Genomic DNA, 20,400 nt, shown 5'->3' on the forward strand with positions numbered 1-20,400 from the left:
TTAGATTTCACCATTGGCTATAGGGACAAGATGAAGAACGTCAGAGGCCGACTTCGCCCTTACAGAAAGGGTTCCCACTCCACGATGGAGGTGGCCTCTTAGTCTTGCCAATAAGGCTTCGTCTTCGAGAGGGATATCCGATGACGGTCCCTCCTCGACCCACCGCAATAGTGCGCCGAAAAGGGCCCCAAATTCTCCAGTGAGCGTATAAGCGTTGAACTCCGAACCATCCTCATCTGGAGGTGTTGCTGTACCAATTGGCCCCTCTTCTAGAGACAGCATAATTGCCATTCGACAAAGAAGATTAGGTGTCAGCCCCGTCCGTTGCCGTAAGGAGCGCAGCTTACTGGTAGCGTCGGATGAAATCCTAAGCTTGCTGTAGTGCAAGGCGCTCTCCCCGCAGTTCTGACACCTGCCCGAAGTACCCGGGCGAAGCTGTCGTGCAGCCATCCTCTGCGTGGTAATCAAGGCGATAAGTATGTGAGACGCTAGTGCCTAAGGTGCGGAGGAGTGCATCGTCGATCTCAGTGTCAGTGGCCAGCAGGATCACTTGATGGCTCGCAACAGGAAAGTACCGTTCTATAAGATTACTACGATGCTCGGAGTCAAGCCGAGCCAAAGGCGTGTCGATAATCATCGGCAAGGGCTGCCCGCTTGTGCGGGCTAGTGCCCAGAGCATGGCGATTGCATACACCTGTTTCTCGCCAGCAGACAGCGCTGCTTTCGGTACGTTTCGGCCATTTGAATCAACCAATGTTGCCACAAATGAGTCCGACAGGTGTACGTCCGCAATCAAATCGTGCTTACGGGCAAGATGGTTAAAACACCTGACGAATTCCGTCCTAAGCTGTACCAGCTTGTGATCCAATAATCGCTGTTCATACTCTGCAAGCGCATTTGCCACCTTCGCAGCCATGGCTGCTCGATTGGCTGCGGCGGCTGTCGCGGCCTGCTCATCTAGGAGGTGGCGCCTTTCGCGCTCCAGCGTAACCAGCTGGCCCTTTATGCTCTTATAGTCGTCCTGCTTAGCTCGCAGTACTGTCTCCGTAGAACCTACGCGCTGCTCTGCGAGGCGTAGTTCATCCAATAGAACGCCGGCCGCGGCATTCTCGGCCCTCGCCAGAGCTGTTTCCAATTCGCCTAGCCGTTGTGTAAGCACGTCCAGTTCAGCCCGCATCGCAAAGGCCCTTGGACGGATTGTAGTTTCGATTTCGGCCAGCCTCGCGAGCGCGGTCGCTCCGTCCCCTAACTCTCGAAATGCCGGTGGCGCCAGCGCTTGCTCTTTGTCGCTATGCGACCACGCATTAAGAAATCGCTCCAGATCAGCCCAGTGCTCATCGGTCCAAAATGCTTTCCGATCTGATGAAGTGCCAGCCTTCCGCCTCCACACGGACAGTGTCTTTTGTAAACTGGCAGCTGACCCCTGGCGATCCTCACCCGTGCCCGCTCTAATCAAAGCACTGTGAAAATCCGCAATGAGTCGGGGAGCGAGCGCAAACGGTAACAGTCCGTTGGCGAGCTCACGTAATTCATGTTCGCGAAGGGTAATCGCCCGACAGATCTCTTCCCGTTCTCCCTCCAAACGGCCTTTCAGTGTCGCCGCCTCTCCGCCCTCGGCGATGAACCGCCGTCTGATTTGCTCGGCAGCGCGGGCCTGGGACTCGCGTTCAGATGATAGCTCAGCGACATCTTCCGCAAGCTCGATGGCACGACGTTCCAGCACACCGGCATCTCGGACCACGGCTTCCAGCCTGGCGGCCGTTCCATTGTCGCTTTCCCTCTGGTGGCGGGCCAGATACAGGCCAAGGTCTGTACGCATGCTGCTGACGAGCTCGATACCTAAGAGCCCTCGCACAGCCTCTGCTAAATGTTCGTTGTCCTCCTCGCCGTCAGCGATCTCCCTGATCTTCTCACCATCAAAGAAGAACAGCTGTGACACCCCCGGGGGAATTAGCTCCTGGAGAAAGTGATGCCACTCGTCCCGCGGCACTGCTGTGACCGCTGCTCCATCCTTATCGAGCAGCAAACTCTCGATGACAGTTTTTCCCCGTGTCGCCCATTCGCGACGTACGCGGTACCGGTGGACACTTCCGGCCTCGGCGTAATCGAACTCTATCCCGACTGCCGCGGATCCCGCGCCAGATGAACGATGCACGCGACCCTGAAGATACTCCCTGTATTCGGATTGCGCGACGCGGGCACCAAGTGCACGCCGACCATAGAGTGCTAGGCGAACAGCCTCGAGTAGGGTCGTCTTACCCGTGCCATTCTTTCCTCCGATCAGCACGATTGAGCCGTCGCCGCCTTTTCGCCGACGGGGGATAAGGTCTATCCGATTCAGGCCGGCATAGAGTCCAAAGTTTTCTAGCTCAAGACTGCGCAAAATCATTGGTCGACCTGTCCCGGCGAGGCCTGAGAAAGGAGCGAATGTTCCGCATCGTCTTCCAAGTCTACCTCAATCGTGGTGTTATCGCCGCGGTTGGTGCGGCGTTCAGCGACAATCTCATCGATATCGCGCCATTCTTGGCGGAACACTTCTTCGATCCGGGTGTGGACTGAATGCCGACGTTTCAAGCCGTGAGCGGAGCGCTCAATTTCAAGTAAACGCACCACAAGTTCTGTTGGAACGTCGTGGGCGCCGCAAATGTCATCTAGCAGTTTCCCATCATCAGCGGTAAACGTGACCGCATCCTCCATCACCCAGTCGAGATCGCGCCCCAGGACGTCACGTACGATAAGGGGGACGGTATCCGCCCAATCTCCGCGTTCGGCACGCCAAATACGTCGAATTTCATGCAGCTCCGCATCATGAATGATAAGGGGTGCCTCACCTGGAGGTGCATTGCGCTGAACTTCAATCTGCGTTTCAAGTAACTGCCGCAGGAGTTGCTTGCAGAAATCGAATGTATAAGGCCCTGGTACCGGCGTGTCCGTATCGCGGATAAAGGCGACATGACCGCTACGGCGGCGGAAATCACGATAGAGCTTTTTCTTTTCCGGTATCTGCGTTTCGGCGAGCAGATCCCTGAACTCGAGAAGCGGTTCCAACCAGCCTTCGCCGGAGTCGATCATCGCTTCCATAGACCGGTCTCGCTCTACAACTGTGCAAACCCAGCAACCGAATCGAGAATTCCCACAACTCGGCGTTGTTTTGTCGACGACGAGGGGACATTCTCCTGCCTGGGCGCTGCGGTACATGGCGACGAGCTCGCGATTGTCGTTGCCCCACGGCGACGGGGTTTGCAGCAAATAGGTCCAAACATCGTCGGTCGATAGCGCCTCAATTGGCCCATAAACAAAGGCGTTGAGGAGTGACGAATGCCTGGAGAGGGCCGAGTCCTTGATCCGGTGGAAGGACATGACCTGGGCCCGTGTGGCGCTTTCCGATGCCCGCACCCCCAATACCATAACCACCTCGCCGAACTCGGCGACGCGTTCTTTGATGAAGTCGTTGGCTGGTTCAATCTTCAGCCGTTCCGTACACCAGCGAAAACGTCTCGATGGAGCAGGATAGCCGCGCCCGATCAGGTTGACCCAAAAGCTTCGATCGATATTCGGCATCACCTTCTTCGTCGTGATCGGCAAGCCTTGCGCTTTGGCGGCCTCTTCGATGCGCTCCAAAGTCGCATCGATGTGCCGGACAATCACGGGCGTCTCAACCAACGTGTCAGAGCTGATTACATAAATCGGCTTCCGCCGTTGTTCAGGAGGCAGCTCAAGCAGCGCCAACCACACCATCTGCAGGGCACAGGTTGAATCCTTGCCGCCGCTGAAACCAACGACCCACGGGCGACTATCAGAGAGGTAGACCTCTTGGATTTCGCGATATCGTTCGGCGAGAGCCGCGCGGTCGAAAATGAAACGGTTCGCCATAAATTAGCTCGCTGCTTTCAGCGGGACATTCGGCGCCGCTCCGAATAGCTCTTCGACGTATTTTGCATCAGAAGACAGCGGTAGATCCAGCGCCCGAGTCACGACATTGGCAACCAGCCTGACATTGTTCTTCGATTTATTGATCTTGCCGGCTATGAGGGCGCGGCCGTCCCAGAGCTCCCGGTTGGCCCGTGACCAATCAATCTGACGGAGCTTTGCGAGATGCGTGGCCCAGTCTTCTGGTCGTGCCTTGATGAGTTGAGCCCCGGCGATTGCGATCGCCTGCACGGCAATCCCGTGCGCGTGGATGTAGTCACGACGAAGCTCCGCGGCGGCAACCTCGCGCGAGCCAACCCGTTGCCAATCTGGCATGTTCCGGATCACTTCCGTCCAGAAAGCGACAGTGAGGTCGCGATCCGTGGGGGCGACTGCGTTACCACGCGCTTTTCCAATCAGCTCTGCTGTGGCTTGATGGATGCTACTCAACGTGAACAGCTTCAGCGATCGATTTGAGATGCTCGTTTTCTCCAGATCCGTAAAATCCCGAAACAAGGGAATCTGGTTGACGATATCCCTCGACAGCCCGGCCAGTGTGTCTCGGTGATTGTATAGAAGCTTGATTGATTTTGTCGGCCGTACGGCATGGATGTTGAGGTCGGCGAACATTTGTTGTGAACGCGCCAAACCCCTATCTGCGAACACCACCACCGAAATGGTTTCATCTCCGATAAGCGGCCTGTCCCGGATCGCTTCCTCTATCGCGGCACGGCGGTGTTGTCCGTCGTTGATCAAGATGGTTGCCGACATTGCGATTCGCAGTTTCCCAACGGTACGGAGCGGCCCATCCATCGCCGCAGGCTCGAACACCATCTCTCCATCAACGGACGCACAGAGCGATGACAGAATATACTCGGACGGATTTTCCGTGATGTAGCGTGCTATCATCGGCACACGCGCCTTATTGAGCACGCGCTGTGCACGGAGTGCCGCAGGCACCGCTTCGTCATCGAACCGAAAAAGCCGTGGAACGACTTTCAGCGGTACCATGATTACATAATACGCCGTACCAGCTTGAATTCCGCGGATCGCGGTGAAATCGTAACTGTTGCTTTCCATCGCCAGCCTCCAAGGATGGAAGTTATTACAAGGCGGCATGGAAGTCAAAATATTCAGTTTGGACGTCAAATTTTTTGGGCTACTGTAGGAAGCGGATATCAGCAGGACGGCATGGCAGCGTCAATGTATGGTGCCTTCTGATTGCAGATGCCCATATTGCTTGAAATAAACCCTCTAGTGCCACCACTGTCGCACCATCGGATGCTCATCCTCCTGTTGTCCAAGGGAGCCAGATTCGTGCCATCTCCTTGACTGAGGCTAGGCGACCCAAAATCGCATCGAGCTTTGTAAGATCAAGGCGCACGCTACGTAAGGGTGGGGCCCCGAGGCAAGGAGTTGTTGATGGTACCGGGGAGCGAAGCATGAGGAAAGCTGGTCAACCTTCAGCCGGCCGAGTTCGGTGTATGCGCATGACTGGTGCAGATGAACCCAACGATGCCGCGGCTGGAATGACGGCCTATGATCGGCTTAGATCGTTCCTCACCGAGGGGATGTCGATGAGCCATGTCTACCAACCCCTGATGATAAAGACGATCCTTGTGGGAGGAGGCGCAGCGACACGTCGCCAGATAGCTGCGGCGTTTCTCGCTGCAGACCTCAGTCAGCTCGAATATTACGAGCAGATCGCGAAGAACTATCCGACCCATACACTAAAGCGGCATGGAATCATTGAACACCGCCAAGGTGTGTATCGACTTCCTGAGGAACTCGCGCGACTGAATGAGTGGGAGCGCGCATCGTTGGTGGCAATGTGTGACGCCAGGGTCGCCGAATACGTTGCTCTCCGACAAGCCGCTATTTGGCGTCATCGCGCACAAAATTTCGATCCGATTCCGGGGACGCTTCGCTATAAGGTTCTAATGCGGGCGAAAGGGCGATGTGAGGCTTGTGGTGTCAGCAACCAAGAGCGTGCGCTACAGGTCGATCATATCCTGCCGCGAACGCAAGGGGGCTCCAATGATCTGTCCAATCTGCAGGCACTTTGCAGCACTTGCAATGCTCAAAAACTAGATCGCGACATTACAGATTTTCACAGTGCACACGAAGCCTATCAGCTTCGTGATCCGGGGTGCCTGTTTTGCACTGTCGATCGCAGCCTAGTTGTTGTGGAGAACGAGTTGGCGTTCGCTATCAAGGACCGGTTTCCGGTGACGTCGGGCCACACCCTAATCGTGCCGCGCAGGCATGTAAGCGACTACCTCGGCCTTTGGCAGCCAGAGCTGAATGCTGTTCGGGATCTTGAACTCCGTTTGGTCCGGCACCTTCGCGACGGCGATCCGACTATCTCCGGCTTCAATATAGGCACTAACTCAGGAATATCTGCGGGCCAGACCGTTTTCCATTGCCATGTACATGTCATTCCCAGGCGTGATGGCGACGTGCTGGACCCCCGGGGTGGCGTTCGTGGCGTGATCCCCTCAAGACAGAGCTACTAATCATCTTACGATCTACCAGGGCGTTATACTACCTGCGCAAATGTAGAACGGGGGTAAACGATGCTTGATCAAGCGCAGATTGACCACGATCGAGACCTCACAGCGTTCGATCAGAATCATCAGATGTTCCGATCTCTAAATCAGCTGATGTGGCAGATCCCGATCATTGCTATGACGCTGACTGGTGGACTTTGGTTTGGCGTATCAAAGGTCGATGACACGCCGCTCTTTCAAACCTGTCTCTTGTTTCTGGCCTGTGTCGGCAATGTGGGGCTAATCGTTGTTCTCGCTCGCCTGCGCTACATTATGGGCGAGTATTTGATTTGGTTGAAGGACTTTCACCCGAGAGGCTTCGTAGCGGCAGACGGCTATGGAGTAGGGACCAACTCGCATACCGTGCGGCGGGTTTTCCAGGTTTTGCTGGGACTGGTGGCGATCGTCAGCGGTGTGCTCATGGTATCGACGGCAATGAGAATGGAATGGTACGGCAAACCGGAAGCAGCGACTCAACTGTCGCATACATTCCGAGATGGCCAAACCGACGGCGAATTGGCGCGCAGCCATGAAGTCGTTGAATCTGGCAACGCTCATGACGAGTTTGTCTAAATTTTACGTGGATAGGGAACCGGAGGGCGGCCTCGATGGCGGCTCGAGACATGAGAGAGATGTCGCCCGGATAGCTGGGAATAACCATTCTGTAAGGCTATCGAGAAGGCTACGGTCCTGCAATCTATACAGCGACGACCATCGAGTCTGATTCGGTGGCTTCGCGCCCCGCAACCACCGACAGCCAAGGCCCCGACGATCAAATGTCCATGCGACTGTTCTGATGCAAATCCTCGGACTGTGAGACCTGTATTCCGAGGTGTTGTATCAATGAGCGAGCCAAACTCCCAACGTCAGTTCGGTTGCGCCTTTGTGGCCGAGCGCGGAGGTGTTCCCATTGAAGCAGCCTGTTGGCGGTTGAAAACTGTCAGAAACTAGCTTATATTTCTGACAGTCGGAGACTCATCATGAACACGCTGGCCACGACAATCCTCGCGCACACCGAGAAACTTCCGGAAGGGGCGCCAATCTGCGCCAAGGAGTTGCTGCATCTGGGCGGCCGGGCCGCCGTGGATCAGGCGCTGTCCCGCCTGGTCAAGCGCGGCCATCTGCTGCGGGTCGGGCGTGGCGTCTATGTGCGGCCGGTGGAGGGCCGGTTCGGCGCACGCCCGCCGTCGACCTCGCAGGTCGTCGAGGCCTTTGCCGGTCTCAAGGGGGAGACGGTGGTTCCTCACGGCGCCGCAGCCGCGAACCGGCTCGGCCTGACGTCGCAGGTGCCCATTCGCGCAGTCTATCTCACGTCCGGGCCGAGCCGGCGACTGACTGTCGGTTCCCAGACCATCGAGCTTCGCCATGCGCCCCGCTGGCAGTTTGTGCTTGCCGGCCGTCGGTCCGGCGAGGTTCTTCACGCCTTGGCATGGCTCGGACCGGAGCGGGTCGGCGAGGCTCTCGCCGTACTCAAGCGCAAGCTGCCCAGATCGGAGTGGGAGGAAATCGCCTCGGTGCGATCCATCCTTCCGACTTGGCTCGCCGAAGAGGTCAGCGAGATCATCGTGAATGGCTGAGGCGTTCCTCCAGCTCTCTGTTCGGGACCAGCGGGACGCCCTGGAGTTTGCCGCTGCGGCCGGCGGGCGGCCGGTGCACCTGCTTGAGAAGGATGTCTGGGTCGTCTGGGCGCTTGCCACGCTCTTCTCCTCGCCAATCGCCAAGCATCTGGTCTTCAAAGGCGGAACCTCGCTCTCCAAGGTTTACGCGGCGATCCGCCGGTTCTCCGAAGACATAGACCTCACCTACGACATCCGGGAACTGATCCCGGACCTGATCGGCGATCGCGGCGAGGCGCTCCCGCCCAACCGAAGCCAGGAGAAGAGGTGGACCCACGAAGTCCGCGCCCGCCTCCCGCAGTGGATCGCCGAGACCGTTGTTCCCGAACTGCGCAAGGCGATTGATCGCGAGCACCTGCCGGCAACCCTGCGCTCCGAGGAAGAAAAGGTGTTCATCGACTATGAACGGTTGGTGGCCGGCTCGGGCTATGTCAGCCCGTCGGTCATGCTCGAATTTGGCGCAAGGTCGACCGGCGAGCCTTCTGAGGTTCGCAGGATCGGCTGCGATGCTGCCGATCACCTCAAGACCCTGACCTTCCCCGAGGCGTCGCCGCGCGTCATGCGCGCCGAGCGAACCTTCTGGGAGAAGGCCACGGCCGTTCATGTCTTTTGTCTCCAGCGCCGGCTGCGAGGCGATCGGGTCGCCCGGCACTGGCATGACCTCATTCGCCTGGACGATGCCGGCTACGCCGACGCAGCGTTACGGGACCGCGAACTCGCCCTGGCGGTGGCGCGGCACAAGGCGATGTTTTTCGCGGAGAAGGACGCCGAGGGCCGAGCCATCGACTACACCGCGGCCGTAACCGGGAATATCTGTCTTGTTCCTGAAGGAGCCGCGCAAGAGGCGCTGGCCGACGACTACCGGCGCATGGTCGACGACGGGTTGCTGCTCGACGATGAGGAGGCTTTCGAAGTCCTGATCGAGCGCTGTCGGAGCCTGGAGCGAAAGGCCAATGCCTAACAGGGAGAGAATGCAACGCGCGTATTGAACGAGATGCCGCTCTCCCTCGGGCACGGCGATCGAGGCTTCGAATTCTCTCGAAAAAATCTGAGGTGCAAATTTCCGGCGGGAACCCATCTGATGGATTTGACGGTCCCGGGGAAAGCGTACCAACGGGTTGGCAAGGCGATTTGGAACCCGAACCGCGCCACAAGACGGGGGTGTTGGTATCTCTGTTGGCTGGCCCGAGGCCGAGGCGAAAAGTTTTCCTTGCGGATCAATCGCTTGGAAAATTTATCGCATGCCACCCCTGCCGCCGGCTATGCAGCCAACCGACAGCGTCGTCACCGCCGACCGTCGCCCGCCATGCCCCTGTTGCGGCGGCCACATGACCATCGTCGAGACCTTCGAGCGCGGCAGGTCTCTATGGTGCTCGCGAACTGTGTTCCGTCGAATTCTTGGAGCAGCTTCGTTGCCTCGTCGAGGATCGAGGCAAGTCCTGGGCCAGGGCTTTTTGTCTCCGTCCCTCAAGAGTGCTTGCCTCGGCAAACTCCTTCCTGCAGGTTTCGGGCACGCAACCCCGGGCGCATATACCTCGATTTCTTACAGGACAGGAAGCGGCCCAAACGCCGGATATCAGTTTGACCTTCCGACACCTCGGAAACGAACCGGCGGAAGGCCGGCGATCCCCAGGTTCAGCGCAAGAAGGCGGCCAGCCATGGATGGGTTCGCTTTTGCCGGTCCCGCGCCGTCATCGTCGGCGATCGATACGACGAAGATGGTCGTCAGATCCGGTCCGCCGAAGGCCAGCTTGGTCGGCCGCTGGACGGGAAGGCGGACGGCGAGATCGACCGTTCCCTTTGGCGTGAAGCGCAGGAGTTGCCATCCCCAGACGGCGGCCACCCAATAGCATCCGGCGGCATCGACGGCCGCGCCGTCGGGCCGTCCATCGGCCTCGGCGATCGTCGCGAAGGGCCGCTTCGGTCCCAGGCGGCCGCTGTCCGGGTCGTGGTCGGCGGACCAGATCTGGCGCCGCGTCTTATAGGTATCGGCCCAATAGGCGATGCGGCCGTCCGGACTGAAGGCGATGCCGTTGGGAACGTAGAGGCCCGAGTCCAGCACCGTGACGTTGCCGTCTCCGGTGACGCGATAGAGACTGCCGACGGGGGCCAGGCCGGCTTCCGGCAGGCGCATGGTTCCGACGACGAGGCGGCCCGCCGGGTCGCAGGCCGCATCGTTGGTCCGCGTCGCCGGGTCGTCGGCCTCGATGTCGACGAAGGGCGTCGTCCGCCCGCTCGCCGGATCGAACCGCACGATTCCCCTTTGCTGGCCGACCAGCCAGGTCCCGTCGGCGGCCGGTTGCACGAAGGCCGTTTGTTCGGGAAACGGCCACTCCTTTGCCGCACCGGTCGCCGGATCGGTCTCGATGACCCGCCGGCCGACGATGTCGACCCAAAGGACCGTCTTCGTCTCGGGTTGCCAGATGACGCCTTCGCCCAAAAGGGCGCGCGCCTCGCCGATGGTCTCGACGTCGGGTGTCAGCACCCTCATGGTTCACGCCCCCGCCCGCAGATCCTTGAGGTTCTGCCGGGCGGTGGTCAGCAGCAGGCCGAGGTCCGAGCCGGCTGCAACCCAGTTGTAGCCCATGTCGAGATACTCGTCCGCGCGGGCGGCGTTCGCCGCCAGGATCCCGCAGGGTTTCCCCAAATCCGCGCACATCCCGACAGCCTCGGCCAGCTTGGCCCGGACCTCGGGGTGATCGGTCTGGCCGGCGCGGCCCAGGCTCGCCGACAGGTCGTTGGGGCCGACGAACAGGCAGTCGACGCCGTCCACGTCGGCGATCGCCTGCAGGTTGCCGACCGCTTCGGCCGTTTCGATCTGGACCACGACGCACAGTTCGCCGGCGGCGACCCGGAAGTAATCGGGCACGCTGCCATAGCGTGTCGCGCGGCTCATGCCGGCGACGCCGCGCACGCCGTCCGGCGGATAGCGGGTGGCAGCGACGGCGCGCCGCGCGTCGTCGGCCGTCTGGATGTACGGAAACATGATGGTTTGGACGCCGCAGTCGAGCACTTGCTTGACGACGACCGCGTCGTTCCACGGCAAGCGGACGACCGACGCGGCGGGCGTCCCGGCGACCGCCTGAAGCAGGGCCAGGATGCGCGGCACGTCGTTCGGTGCGTGCTCCATGTCGAGCACCACGAAATCATAGCCGCAGAAGCCAAGCGCTTCCGCGACGACGGCGCTTCCGCTTATTGCCCACACGCCGAGCATCTTGTTGCGGGCGGTCAGGCCTTTCTTGAAAGCGTTTATCGGCAGGGGCATCGAGCGGACTCCGGCGCCAGGTGTGATCGCATCCGATATCATTTCGTCTAGGCTCCCGGCGTTTCGGCTTCGATCGCGGCCTGGTCGGTGGCGCCCTCCTCGGCCCGCCGCCTGTCAAGCCAGGATCGGTAGTCGCGCCCGGCGTTCTGGATGTGCTGCACGAGAAGCCGGCAAAAGGTCTCCGTGTCGCCCGCTTCCATTTTCTCGACGATGAGCGCGTGCATGCCGGCCGACCGGTCGACCACCTCGCGGTCGTCGTGGGCCCGCGTGCGCAGGGCGCCGACCTTCGCCGAAATCAATCCGTAGGCATTGACGATGTAATTGTTGCCGCAGTCGTCGATCAGGACCTGGTGAAGCTCGGCGTCGAGCAGGCGGTAGGCCATGATTTCCTTGCGCTCGAGCGCCTTGCCCATGGCCTCGACGATGGCGCGCAACTTGCGGCAGGTCGGCGCGCGGTCGCCGGCGAGAATCCGCCTCGCCGCGGTGATTTCCAGGATTTGGCGGAATTCCGTGATCTGGTCGACCTCCGAATCCTCGATGCGGAAGATCGTCGTGCCGCGCTGCGGATCGATCTGCACCAGGCCTTCGCGGCGAAGCTCCTGCAACGCCTCGCGTACCGGCGTCTTGCTGATGCCGAGCATCTTCGAGAGCCGCGCCTCGGAAAAGCGGTCACCCAGTTTCAGCCGGCCGTCGATGATGGCGTTGCGCAGCTCGCGGAGCGCCATCTCGGTCAGTGACACCGGTCGGTTGAGTCTTTCCAGGTCCAAGTCCGGCATCCCTTTCCGTGGCGGGTTTCCGCCCAGCCTAATTCCTCGTCCGATAAAGCGATAGCACTGGCTAGACAGTATCTAACATATCAGATATTGTAAATAGCGAAGCCGGTCATATGAAGCCGGTCACACACGGGAGAAAGGCGATCCGGCCGCGCCACGCGGTCGTCTCACAAAGGGGAGAACCATGTTTGGATTCAGCAAGCACGAGCATTTGTTCGGAATGGCGGCGGCATCCCTTCTCGCCCTGGCCGCCACGACGGCCCATGCCCAGAGCGGAAAGATCACCCTGACCTTCGCCAACTGGGCGTCGGCCGAAGGGGCCACCCGGCCGGGGATCGAAAAAGTCATTGCCGACTTCGAGGCCGCCAACCCCAACGTCAAGATCAACAGCGAGGCGATTTCGTTCTCGGAAATCGCCCGCCAGCTGGTTCTGCGGGTGCGCTCGGGCAATCCGCCCGATGTCGCCCAGGTTGCGGGCAACGACACCATCCTGGTGGCGACCACCGGCGGCGTCGAGCCGCTCGATGCCTACGTCGGCACCGAGTTCAAGTCGACGCTGAAGCCCGACGCCCTGAACGGGCTTACGGTCGACGGCAAACTGATCGCCCTGCCCTGGAATCAGGCGCCGGCCGGCCTCTGGTACAACAAGACGATCCTGAAACAGGCCGGGCTGGATCCCGACAACCCGCCGGCGACCATCGACGCGCTGATGGCGGCCATGGCCGCCATCAAGAAGAGCCACCCGGACGTCATCCCGCTGGGCGTCGATACGACCAATCGCGCCTTCTCGATGAGCTCCAACTGGCCGTGGATGCGCACCTTCGGCGCAAAGCCGATCGGCGCGGATGCCACCGGCGCCACCTCGAAGGAGATGAAGGCGTATCTGTCGTGGATGCGTGAGATCGCGCAAAAGGGCTATATCGACCCCGGCCGCAAGATCGGCGAATTCCGTCCGCTGATCGCCCAGGGCAAGGTAGCCTTCCTGTGGGATCAGGTCCTGGTGCAGGGCGTGATCCAGAGCACCAACAAGATGTCCGACGCCGATTTCTACAAGACCTACGGCGTCACGGTTATGCCGGCCGGGCCGAGCGGCAAGCCGGCTTCCTTCGAGGGCGGCCACCAGCTCGTCATGTTCGCCAACAGCAAGAACAAGGACGCGGCCTGGGCATTCATGAAGTACCTGGCGACGTCGCCGGAAGCCATCCGCAACTATACGGTCAGCTATAACGCATCGCTGCCGCCACTGGCCAACGTGACCGACGCCCCGCTTCGCGCCCAGCTCGACACGCCGATCTTCAACGCCTACCGCGACAAGATCATCCCGACGCTGACGCCGCAGCCCTACGGGGCGAAGTTCGCCGCGGCGGCGACGGCGGTGATGGCCGGCGTCCAGGAGGCGGTGACCGGCACCAAGCCAATCGACGACATCGCGCAGTCCATCCAGGAACAGCTGGACCGTCGATGACATCCACGGGACCGGCCCAGATTCCAGAAACTGCCCGGCGCAAAGCCGGGCAGCTCCCCTGGCTCGACTGGATGATCTTGCCCACGATCCTGGTGCTCGCCATCGTCGTCGGCTATCCGATCATCTACACCCTCGTCCTGTCGGTTCAGGACTACAACCTGCTGAACATCGACCCGGCGGTCTTCGTGGGCGCCGAGAATTACCGGAACATCCTGACCGACAGGATTTTCTGGCAATCGCTCGCCAATACGGCGGTCTATACCTTCGGCAGCGTGGGGATCGCGACGCTGATCGGCCTCGCCATGGCCCTGCTCATGGAGAACCTCGGCGGCGCCGGTTTCCGTGTCATCCGGGCCCTGCTGGTGACGCCGTGGGCGGTGCCGTTCGTCGTCGTCGCCTTCCTGTTCCGCTACATGTATGCGCAGAAGGGCGGCATCATCAACGCGATGCTGACCGGGCTCGGCATCATCGACGATCCCATATCGTGGCTCAACGTGGCGTCGCTCGCCATGCCTTCGGTGATGGTCGCCAACATCTGGGCGATGGCCCCGTTCTTCTTCCTGCTGCTCAGCGCGACGCTGGCCGGTATCCCCGTCGAGGTGATCGAGTCGGCACGGGTCGACCGGACGCGGACCTGGAGCATGATCTACCACATCAAGCTTCCGTACCTGCGCAATCCGCTGCTGATCGGCAGCCTGCTGATGATCATCGCCAACTTCAACGATTTCGCGAAGATCTGGGCGATGACCCAAGGCGGCCCGGGCTACAGCACGTCGACCCTGGTGATCTACGTCTACCGGGTCGCCTTCGAGAACTTCGAATTCGGCTATGCCTCGGCGCTCGGCGTCCTGTGGCTGGCATTGCTGTTCATCTTCGCGCTCGCGTACATGCGCGCTTTGCGGACGGATTGATCATGACGAAACAGGAAAACGGCCAAAAAGGATTCTGGCGGCACTCCGCGCGCGTCGTCCAGTTCGTGGCCATCGGCTTCGCGCTTCTCTGGACGCTGGCACCGGTCTATTGGATGCTGGCGACGTCGTTCAAGTCCGAGCTTGAAGCGACGCGGCTCGATCCGACGCTTTGGCCCCACGACCCGACGCTGGCCAACTACATCGGGCTTGCCGGGACCAGCCTGCCGTTCCCACAGTTCTTCCTGAACACGATGGTGGACTGCCTGCTGACGGCGGTGATCGCGGTGGTCATCGGCACCCCGGCGGCCTATGCGCTGTCGCGGGCGAAATTCCGTTTGCGGAAGCCGTTCGGCTATACGGTGCTGATCTTCAGGATGTTGCCGATGGTCGTCCTGCTGGCGCCGCTCTATCTGATGCTGCTGCACGCGCGCCTTCTCGACACCCATTTCGGCCTCATCGTGGGGTTCACGACGTTCGGCCTGCCGTTCGCCGTATGGATGATCAAGAGCTTCATCGATGCCGTTCCCATCGAAATCGAGGAAGCGGCGCGCGTCGACGGCTATCCGCGTTGGCAGGTCGTTCTGCGCGTCGTCGTCCCGCTCATCGTCCCCGGCCTGCTGACCACCGGCACCTTCGTGTTCATGGATGCCTGGAACAACCTGATCTACCCCCTGACCTTCATGACGACGCTCGATAAGCAGACCCTTCCGGCCGCCCTGGTGCTCACCTTCACCGGGCAGTTCAAGACGGACTGGGGTGGCATGATGGCCGCCGCGACCGTGACGACACTGCCCCTCATGATAGCCTTCTTCGCCGTGCAACGCTCGATGGTGCGCGGCCTGACGGCGGGAGCGGTCGCCGGTGCCTGATCCTCATTCATCAGTTCAGGGGGCCCGACGCTTCGACGGCATGACGGCCCTCGTCACCGGCGCCGCCGGCGGCATCGGACGCGCCGTCGCCGGCCGTCTGGCGCGCGAAGGCTGCCGGGTCATGTTGACCGGCCGCAACGGGGCTGGATTGGACGAGGCGGCGAAGGTGCTGTCGGCCTTTTCCGACGTCGCCGCCCTCAAGACCGATCTGACCAACGCGGCCGACCGCGACGCCCTAGTGCCGGCCGTCGTCCAACGCTGGGGCCGCATCGATGTCCTGATCAACAATGCCGCCGATCACGGCTCGCGGGTTCCCTTTCTGAAAACCGATGACGCGGAATGGGAACGCGTGTTTGCCACCAATGTGACGGCTGCGGCGGCTCTTTCGCGTGCCGCGGCGCGCGACATGGCTCTCCGTGGCATGGGGGCCATTGTCAACGTCGGTTCGGTCCAGGCGGATCTGCCGGTGCCCACCTACTCGGCCTACGTGGCCAGCAAGGGCGCCATCCTGACCCTGACGCGCACCCTGGCCGTCGAACTGGCGCCGCATGGAATCCGGGTGAACATGGTGACGCCCGGCGTCATCGCCACCGACGCCTTTCTGGCCAATCTGGCCAATGCCCGCCACCAAGCCGGAACGACCGCGGCGTTGCTCGGGCGGCACGGCACGGCGGATGAGTTGGCGGCGGCGGTCGCCTTCATGGCTTCGCCCGAGGCCTCCTTCGTGACCGGGGCGGTGCTAACCGTCGACGGCGGGCGCAGCATCAGCCGCCGCCTCGATCCGTTCCAGGTCGAATACGGCGAACCCGCCAGTACAAGCGATGGACATTCCTGATGGCCAAGATTTCCCTCCGCAGTATCGAAAAGCGTTTCGGCTCGGTGACCGTTCTCAAGGACTGCAGTCTCGACATCTCCGACCGCGAATTCATCGTTCTGGTCGGACCGTCGGGATCCGGGAAAACCACGCTGCTGCGCATCGTCGCCGGTCTGGAGTCGATTTCCGAAGGTGACATCCATTTCGACGACGTCCGCGTCAACGACGTCGACGTCGGCGATCGCGACATCGCCATGGTCTTCCAGAACTACGGCCTCTATCCGCACATGTCGGTCTACGACAACATGGCCTTTGGCCTGCGCCGGCGCAATCTGCCCAAGGCCGAGATCGACGGCCGCGTCAGGCGTGCCGCGGATATGCTCAATATCGCGCCGTATCTGGACCGCCGGCCACGGCAACTCTCGGGCGGACAGCGACAGCGCGTCGCCCTTGGCCGCGCCATCGTCCGCGACCCCGCGGTGTTCCTGCTCGACGAGCCGCTTTCCAATCTCGATGCCCACCTTAGGGTCCAGATGCGTTCCGAGATCCTGAAGGTCCATCGGGCCGTCGGGGCGACGGCGATCTACGTGACCCACGACCAGGTCGAGGCCCTGACCATGGGCGATCGCATCGTCGTCATGCACGAGGGGCGCATCCAGCAGGTGGGAACGCCGGACGAACTCTACGATCTGCCGGTCAATCGGTTCGTCGCCTCGTTCATCGGGACGCCGGCCATGCGTTTCCTGTCGTGCCGGATCGAACGATCGGGCGATGGGGTGGTGCTCGACGCCGATCTGGCGCGCATCCGCCTCGACGCGAAAAAGATGAAGGCCCTGGAACGGACGGCGTCGCCATCGGTCACCGTCGGCATCCGTCCCGAGCGCATGACCCTTGTCGACGGCGATGAAAAGGATCACGCCGTCGTCGTTCGCGGCACCGTGGACATGGTCGAGATGCTCGGCGCCGAGCAATATGTGCATTTCGTGTCGGGCGATGCGACGCTCAACGCCCGGGTGCCCAGGGAACAGCATATCAAGGTCGGCCAGCCCGTCGCCTTCGCGACGACATGCCCCCATCTGTTCCTGTTCGATGACCATACTGGTGTGACGCTCTTCTAGATTCGTCCCCACCAGCCCGAGACCTTGTTGCGAGTTCGCCGATGCCCCGCATTTCCGAGATCACCACCTTCCGCGTTCCGCCGCGATGGATCTTCGTCAAGGTGTCGACCGATGACGGCCGCACTGGATGGGGCGAGTCCATTATCCCCAAACGGGCGGGCGCCGTCGTCGCGGCCATCGCCGATATGGCGGCGAACCTGAAGGGAATGGATGCGAACCGCATCGAGGATATTGCCCTGCGGCTGCGCAAAGGGGCGTTTTTCCGCCACGGACCGGTCCTGGCGACCGCGGCGGCCGGCATCGAACAGGCGCTGTGGGACATCAAGGGCAAGGCCAACGGGCTTCCCGTCCACGAATTCCTGGGCGGCAGTGTCCGGAATCGGCTGCGCGCCTATGCGTGGATCGGCGGCGACAGCCCCGCCGATGTCGTCGGGCACGCGCGGACGCGCACCGAGCAGGGCTTCACGGCGGTGAAGATGAACGCCACCGGCGTCATCGAGCGCATCGGCGACCTAGCCGCGATCGATGCGGCGGTGGCCCGCATGGCCGCCTTGCGGGACGCCTTCGGCAACGACCTCGATGTCGCCCTCGATTTTCACGGCCGCGTTCCCCGGTCGGCCTTGAAGCCGCTGCTGGCTGAATTGGAGCCCTACCGCCCGATGTGGATCGAGGAACCCCTGACGCCGGAAAACGAGGATACGTTCAAGGTGCTGGCCCAGGCGGCAAGGTCGATCCCGATTGCCACCGGCGAACGTCTGACCTCCCGATGGGAGTTCAAGCGCGTTCTCGACAGCGGCGCCGTCGACATCATCCAGCCCGACGTTTCGATGACCGGCCTGTTCGAGATGGAGAAGATCGCCCGGTTGGCGGAAATCTACGACGTCGCGGTGGCGCCGCATTGTCCCAACGGCCCCATATCGCTGGCCGCCTCGCTGCAGGTCGGGTTCTGCTGCGCCAACATCGTCATCCAGGAGCAGAGCCTCGGCCTTCACTATCACGCCGGCTATGCCGGCCTTCCCCCCGGCGATCTCCTCGACTACGTCGTCGATCCCGGGCCGCTGAGCGTGGTCGACGGGGCGTTCCAGGCCAACCCGGCACCGGGTCTGGGCATCGCGCTGGACGAGAAAACCGTAACGTCGCGGGATGGGGAATGGCGGCTGCCCGACGCCGACTGGACCCACGCCGACGGCACCTACGCCGAATGGTGAGTGGGCCGAAGTGGCGTTCGGAGCCTCCTTCGTGGAATGGTACGCCGAGGAAGCCCGGCGCATTTACGGTAATATCATTCCACAGTCCCAGAACGACAATGCCTGATCGTCATCAAGGATCTGATCGGCGTAGTGGCGGCGATCACGTTCTGGAATTTCCAAACGCGATGATCGCCCGGAAATGCGGCCCTGCCCATGCGGTGGGACGCACGGTCGTGGCCAAGCCAGCCAGCGCGACGTCCCGTCAAATCTGATTTGGGCCGGAGTGGGTTCGGGCGATCAGGCAATATTGTGCTAAGTATTTGTTTTTTAGGAGTTATCTTAAAATTTTCTGAGTTCCCGCTTTTATCACCCCTATAGCGATGTCCTGTCCACTTTCTGCACGGCACTGCTGGCGAGCCGTCAGCGGAATGACCTTCTTGACTATGTGGCTATTTCGTATATAGTCGATTGTATACAGTCGACCGGACAACGGAGCGTCCTTGACCATGACACCGGGAACGTTGGGAAGACTCGGCTCGCAACACAAGAGCCTGGTCACCGAGATCGTCGAGCAGCTCGAATCGCGGATCATCTCGGGTGAGTTGAAGCCGGGGGAACGCCTGGTCGAGCAGACGCTGTGCGAGCAGATGGGGGTGAGCCGCTCTCCGCTGCGCGAGGCCTTCCGCCTGCTGGAGAACCGGGGCTTCGTCAAGAAGGAGGCGCGCCGCGGCGTCACTGTGGCCCAGGCCTCGCTCAAGGAAGCCATCGACGTCTACGTGATCCGCGCCAACCTGGAGAGCCTGGCCACCCACCTCGCGGTCAGGCGCAACGACCCCGGGCTCGTCCGGGTGCTCAAGGAGCTTCACGAAAAGATGGTCCAGGTCGCCGGGAAGGACGACCGCAAGACCTACTACCGCCTGAACGCCGAGTTCCACTCGGCGGTCATCCGCGCCTGCGGCAACGAGCAACTGATCGACATGCTGGACGTCTTCGGCAAGCACACCGCCCGTTACCGCCTGCAAGTCCTTTCGATGCCGGGCAAGCTTGAGGAGTCGGTGAAGAAGCACGGCGCGCTCATCCGCTCCATCGAGCTCGGCGACGCCGAACGGGCGGAGGCGCTGCGCAAGGAATCCATCCTCGAGAACATCGCCCTCCTGGAGCAACACCTGGAAGAAAAAAAGGGGACGACATGAAAATAGATCCCGACAAGTGCACGTCCTGCCTGTCGTGCATTCCCTACTGCCCAATGAACTGCATCGCCGAAGGGGACGACGGCACGGCGATCGACGAGGACGAGTGTGTGGACTGCGGCGTGTGCCGCAACGTCGAGGTCTGCCCGGAAGAGGCGATCTACATGCCCGCCGAGGCGTTCGAGTATCCGCGCGCCATCCGCATGCAATTCAGCGACCCCAGCGTGCAGCACCCCAACCTGAAGGCCTGGGGCCGTGGCACCGAGGAGGCCAAGACCAACGACGTGACCGGCAAGTTCGGCAAGGGCGACTACGGCATGCTCTTCGAGTTCGGCCGACCGGGAACGGGAGCGCGATTCCGGGAAATCGAGAAGATCACCACGGCGATCTGCGCCATGGGGATCGACATTCTCGAGGACAACCCGATTTCCGGCCTCATCGCCGACAAGACGACCGGCACAATCAGGCCGGAGTTCCGGGACGAGAAGATCCTCTCGGCGATCCTCGAAATCCGCATCGACGATAGCCAGCTGGCGGCCGTCGTGGACAAGGTCATTCCGCTTCTCGACGACGTCGACACGGTGGTTTCCGTCGGGCTGGTCAGCCGCTTCGACGACAACGACGAACTGCCGGTGATCGGCGCGCTGCGCTCGCTCGGCATCACGCCCAGACCCAACGCCAAGATCAACGTCGGCCTCGGCCGGCCGATCGTCGAATAGCCGAGGAACCGG

General features: G+C 61.4%; 19 protein-coding genes. 12 read left to right on the top strand and 7 right to left on the bottom strand.

The window, feature by feature from the left end; genetic code table 11:
• From dndE to dndB, 4 genes are read right to left on the bottom strand one after another with little or no spacing between them, the layout of a single operon-like run.
• Positions 1-450, bottom strand: a complete 450-nt coding sequence (gene dndE, locus ODR01_RS25295; RefSeq protein WP_394356859.1) for a DNA sulfur modification protein DndE — start codon at positions 448-450, stop codon at positions 1-3.
• A complete protein-coding gene (dndD, locus tag ODR01_RS20370) occupies positions 368-2,389 on the bottom strand; it encodes a DNA sulfur modification protein DndD (RefSeq protein ID WP_316979541.1) in 2,022 nt (673 codons plus the stop codon). The genes dndE and dndD overlap by 83 nt, the downstream gene beginning before the upstream one ends.
• On the bottom strand, positions 2,386-3,873 hold the full coding sequence (gene dndC, locus ODR01_RS20375; protein ID WP_316979542.1) for a DNA phosphorothioation system sulfurtransferase DndC: 1,488 nt from the start codon (positions 3,871-3,873) through the stop codon (positions 2,386-2,388). The genes dndD and dndC overlap by 4 nt, the downstream gene beginning before the upstream one ends.
• A gap of 3 nt (positions 3,874-3,876) precedes the next feature.
• The gene (gene dndB, locus ODR01_RS20380; protein ID WP_316979543.1) at positions 3,877-4,989 is read right to left on the bottom strand and encodes a DNA sulfur modification protein DndB; all 1,113 of its coding nucleotides are present in this window, start codon (positions 4,987-4,989) and stop codon (positions 3,877-3,879) included.
• 497 nt (positions 4,990-5,486) lie between these two features.
• Here dndB and ODR01_RS20385 point away from each other — a divergent pair, with 497 nt between their 5' ends.
• The 4 genes from ODR01_RS20385 (at position 5,487) to ODR01_RS20400 (ending at position 9,035) form a co-directional block, all read left to right on the top strand.
• The gene (locus ODR01_RS20385) at positions 5,487-6,425 is read left to right on the top strand and encodes an HIT domain-containing protein (protein WP_316979544.1); all 939 of its coding nucleotides are present in this window, start codon (positions 5,487-5,489) and stop codon (positions 6,423-6,425) included.
• A 60-nt stretch (positions 6,426-6,485) separates the two neighbouring features.
• Entirely contained in the window at positions 6,486-7,031 is a 546-nt protein-coding gene (locus tag ODR01_RS20390; protein ID WP_316979545.1) for a hypothetical protein, read from the top strand.
• Positions 7,032-7,438: 407 nt separating this feature from the next.
• Entirely contained in the window at positions 7,439-8,035 is a 597-nt protein-coding gene (locus ODR01_RS20395) for a DUF6088 family protein (protein WP_316979546.1), read from the top strand.
• A complete protein-coding gene (locus ODR01_RS20400; protein ID WP_316979547.1) occupies positions 8,028-9,035 on the top strand; it encodes a nucleotidyl transferase AbiEii/AbiGii toxin family protein in 1,008 nt (335 codons plus the stop codon). The genes ODR01_RS20395 and ODR01_RS20400 overlap by 8 nt, the downstream gene beginning before the upstream one ends.
• 615 nt (positions 9,036-9,650) lie before the next feature.
• Here the strand turns inward: ODR01_RS20400 and ODR01_RS20405 are convergent.
• The 3 genes from ODR01_RS20405 to ODR01_RS20415 are packed head-to-tail and all read right to left on the bottom strand — an operon-like array spanning position 9,651 to position 12,106.
• On the bottom strand, positions 9,651-10,565 hold the full coding sequence (locus tag ODR01_RS20405) for an SMP-30/gluconolactonase/LRE family protein (protein ID WP_316979548.1): 915 nt from the start codon (positions 10,563-10,565) through the stop codon (positions 9,651-9,653).
• A gap of 3 nt (positions 10,566-10,568) precedes the next feature.
• Positions 10,569-11,339 carry an HpcH/HpaI aldolase family protein gene (locus ODR01_RS20410; protein ID WP_316979549.1) on the bottom strand — a complete coding sequence of 257 codons (771 nt, stop codon included), beginning with the start codon at positions 11,337-11,339 and terminating at the stop codon, positions 10,569-10,571.
• Between the two features lie 47 nt (positions 11,340-11,386).
• Positions 11,387-12,106 carry a GntR family transcriptional regulator gene (locus tag ODR01_RS20415; RefSeq protein ID WP_316979550.1) on the bottom strand — a complete coding sequence of 240 codons (720 nt, stop codon included), beginning with the start codon at positions 12,104-12,106 and terminating at the stop codon, positions 11,387-11,389.
• 190 nt (positions 12,107-12,296) lie between these two features.
• Here ODR01_RS20415 and ODR01_RS20420 point away from each other — a divergent pair, with 190 nt between their 5' ends.
• The 8 genes from ODR01_RS20420 (at position 12,297) to ODR01_RS20455 (ending at position 20,388) form a co-directional block, all read left to right on the top strand.
• The gene (locus tag ODR01_RS20420) at positions 12,297-13,577 is read left to right on the top strand and encodes an ABC transporter substrate-binding protein (RefSeq protein WP_316979551.1); all 1,281 of its coding nucleotides are present in this window, start codon (positions 12,297-12,299) and stop codon (positions 13,575-13,577) included.
• A gap of 71 nt (positions 13,578-13,648) precedes the next feature.
• Positions 13,649-14,488 carry a carbohydrate ABC transporter permease gene (locus ODR01_RS20425; RefSeq protein WP_316979552.1) on the top strand — a complete coding sequence of 280 codons (840 nt, stop codon included), beginning with the start codon at positions 13,649-13,651 and terminating at the stop codon, positions 14,486-14,488.
• Positions 14,489-14,490: 2 nt separating this feature from the next.
• Positions 14,491-15,357 carry a carbohydrate ABC transporter permease gene (locus ODR01_RS20430; protein WP_316979553.1) on the top strand — a complete coding sequence of 289 codons (867 nt, stop codon included), beginning with the start codon at positions 14,491-14,493 and terminating at the stop codon, positions 15,355-15,357.
• Positions 15,350-16,192 (top strand): SDR family NAD(P)-dependent oxidoreductase, encoded by an 843-nt coding sequence (locus ODR01_RS20435; RefSeq protein WP_316979554.1) that lies wholly within the window; start codon positions 15,350-15,352, stop codon positions 16,190-16,192. The genes ODR01_RS20430 and ODR01_RS20435 overlap by 8 nt, the downstream gene beginning before the upstream one ends.
• Positions 16,192-17,289, top strand: a complete 1,098-nt coding sequence (locus ODR01_RS20440) for an ABC transporter ATP-binding protein (protein WP_316979555.1) — start codon at positions 16,192-16,194, stop codon at positions 17,287-17,289. The genes ODR01_RS20435 and ODR01_RS20440 overlap by 1 nt, the downstream gene beginning before the upstream one ends.
• 41 nt (positions 17,290-17,330) lie before the next feature.
• Positions 17,331-18,497, top strand: a complete 1,167-nt coding sequence (gene dgoD / locus ODR01_RS20445; protein ID WP_316979556.1) for a galactonate dehydratase — start codon at positions 17,331-17,333, stop codon at positions 18,495-18,497.
• Positions 18,498-18,985: 488 nt separating this feature from the next.
• The gene (locus ODR01_RS20450) at positions 18,986-19,672 is read left to right on the top strand and encodes a GntR family transcriptional regulator (RefSeq protein WP_316979557.1); all 687 of its coding nucleotides are present in this window, start codon (positions 18,986-18,988) and stop codon (positions 19,670-19,672) included.
• Positions 19,669-20,388 carry an indolepyruvate ferredoxin oxidoreductase subunit alpha gene (locus ODR01_RS20455; protein WP_316979558.1) on the top strand — a complete coding sequence of 240 codons (720 nt, stop codon included), beginning with the start codon at positions 19,669-19,671 and terminating at the stop codon, positions 20,386-20,388. Before ODR01_RS20450 ends, ODR01_RS20455 begins: the two co-directional genes overlap by 4 nt.
• Positions 20,389-20,400 lie beyond the last annotated feature (12 nt).

Source organism: Shumkonia mesophila, assembly GCF_026163695.1.
Taxonomy (GTDB): domain Bacteria; phylum Pseudomonadota; class Alphaproteobacteria; order Rhodospirillales; family Shumkoniaceae; genus Shumkonia; species Shumkonia mesophila.

Excerpts from the sequence above, each read along its gene's own strand:
- dndE (WP_394356859.1), bottom strand. The coding sequence starts at position 450 with ATGGCTGCACGACAGCTTCGCCCGGGTACTTCGGGCAGGTGTCAGAAC.
- dndD (WP_316979541.1), bottom strand. The coding sequence starts at position 2,389 with ATGATTTTGCGCAGTCTTGAGCTAGAAAACTTTGGACTCTATGCCGGC.
- dndC (WP_316979542.1), bottom strand. The coding sequence starts at position 3,873 with ATGGCGAACCGTTTCATTTTCGACCGCGCGGCTCTCGCCGAACGATAT.
- dndB (WP_316979543.1), bottom strand. The coding sequence starts at position 4,989 with ATGGAAAGCAACAGTTACGATTTCACCGCGATCCGCGGAATTCAAGCT.
- ODR01_RS20385 (WP_316979544.1), top strand. The coding sequence starts at position 5,487 with ATGAGCCATGTCTACCAACCCCTGATGATAAAGACGATCCTTGTGGGA.
- ODR01_RS20390 (WP_316979545.1), top strand. The coding sequence starts at position 6,486 with ATGCTTGATCAAGCGCAGATTGACCACGATCGAGACCTCACAGCGTTC.
- ODR01_RS20395 (WP_316979546.1), top strand. The coding sequence starts at position 7,439 with ATGAACACGCTGGCCACGACAATCCTCGCGCACACCGAGAAACTTCCG.
- ODR01_RS20400 (WP_316979547.1), top strand. The coding sequence starts at position 8,028 with ATGGCTGAGGCGTTCCTCCAGCTCTCTGTTCGGGACCAGCGGGACGCC.
- ODR01_RS20405 (WP_316979548.1), bottom strand. The coding sequence starts at position 10,565 with ATGAGGGTGCTGACACCCGACGTCGAGACCATCGGCGAGGCGCGCGCC.
- ODR01_RS20410 (WP_316979549.1), bottom strand. The coding sequence starts at position 11,339 with ATGCCCCTGCCGATAAACGCTTTCAAGAAAGGCCTGACCGCCCGCAAC.
- ODR01_RS20420 (WP_316979551.1), top strand. The coding sequence starts at position 12,297 with ATGTTTGGATTCAGCAAGCACGAGCATTTGTTCGGAATGGCGGCGGCA.
- ODR01_RS20425 (WP_316979552.1), top strand. The coding sequence starts at position 13,649 with ATGATCTTGCCCACGATCCTGGTGCTCGCCATCGTCGTCGGCTATCCG.
- ODR01_RS20430 (WP_316979553.1), top strand. The coding sequence starts at position 14,491 with ATGACGAAACAGGAAAACGGCCAAAAAGGATTCTGGCGGCACTCCGCG.
- ODR01_RS20440 (WP_316979555.1), top strand. The coding sequence starts at position 16,192 with ATGGCCAAGATTTCCCTCCGCAGTATCGAAAAGCGTTTCGGCTCGGTG.
- dgoD (WP_316979556.1), top strand. The coding sequence starts at position 17,331 with ATGCCCCGCATTTCCGAGATCACCACCTTCCGCGTTCCGCCGCGATGG.
- ODR01_RS20450 (WP_316979557.1), top strand. The coding sequence starts at position 18,986 with ATGACACCGGGAACGTTGGGAAGACTCGGCTCGCAACACAAGAGCCTG.
- ODR01_RS20455 (WP_316979558.1), top strand. The coding sequence starts at position 19,669 with ATGAAAATAGATCCCGACAAGTGCACGTCCTGCCTGTCGTGCATTCCC.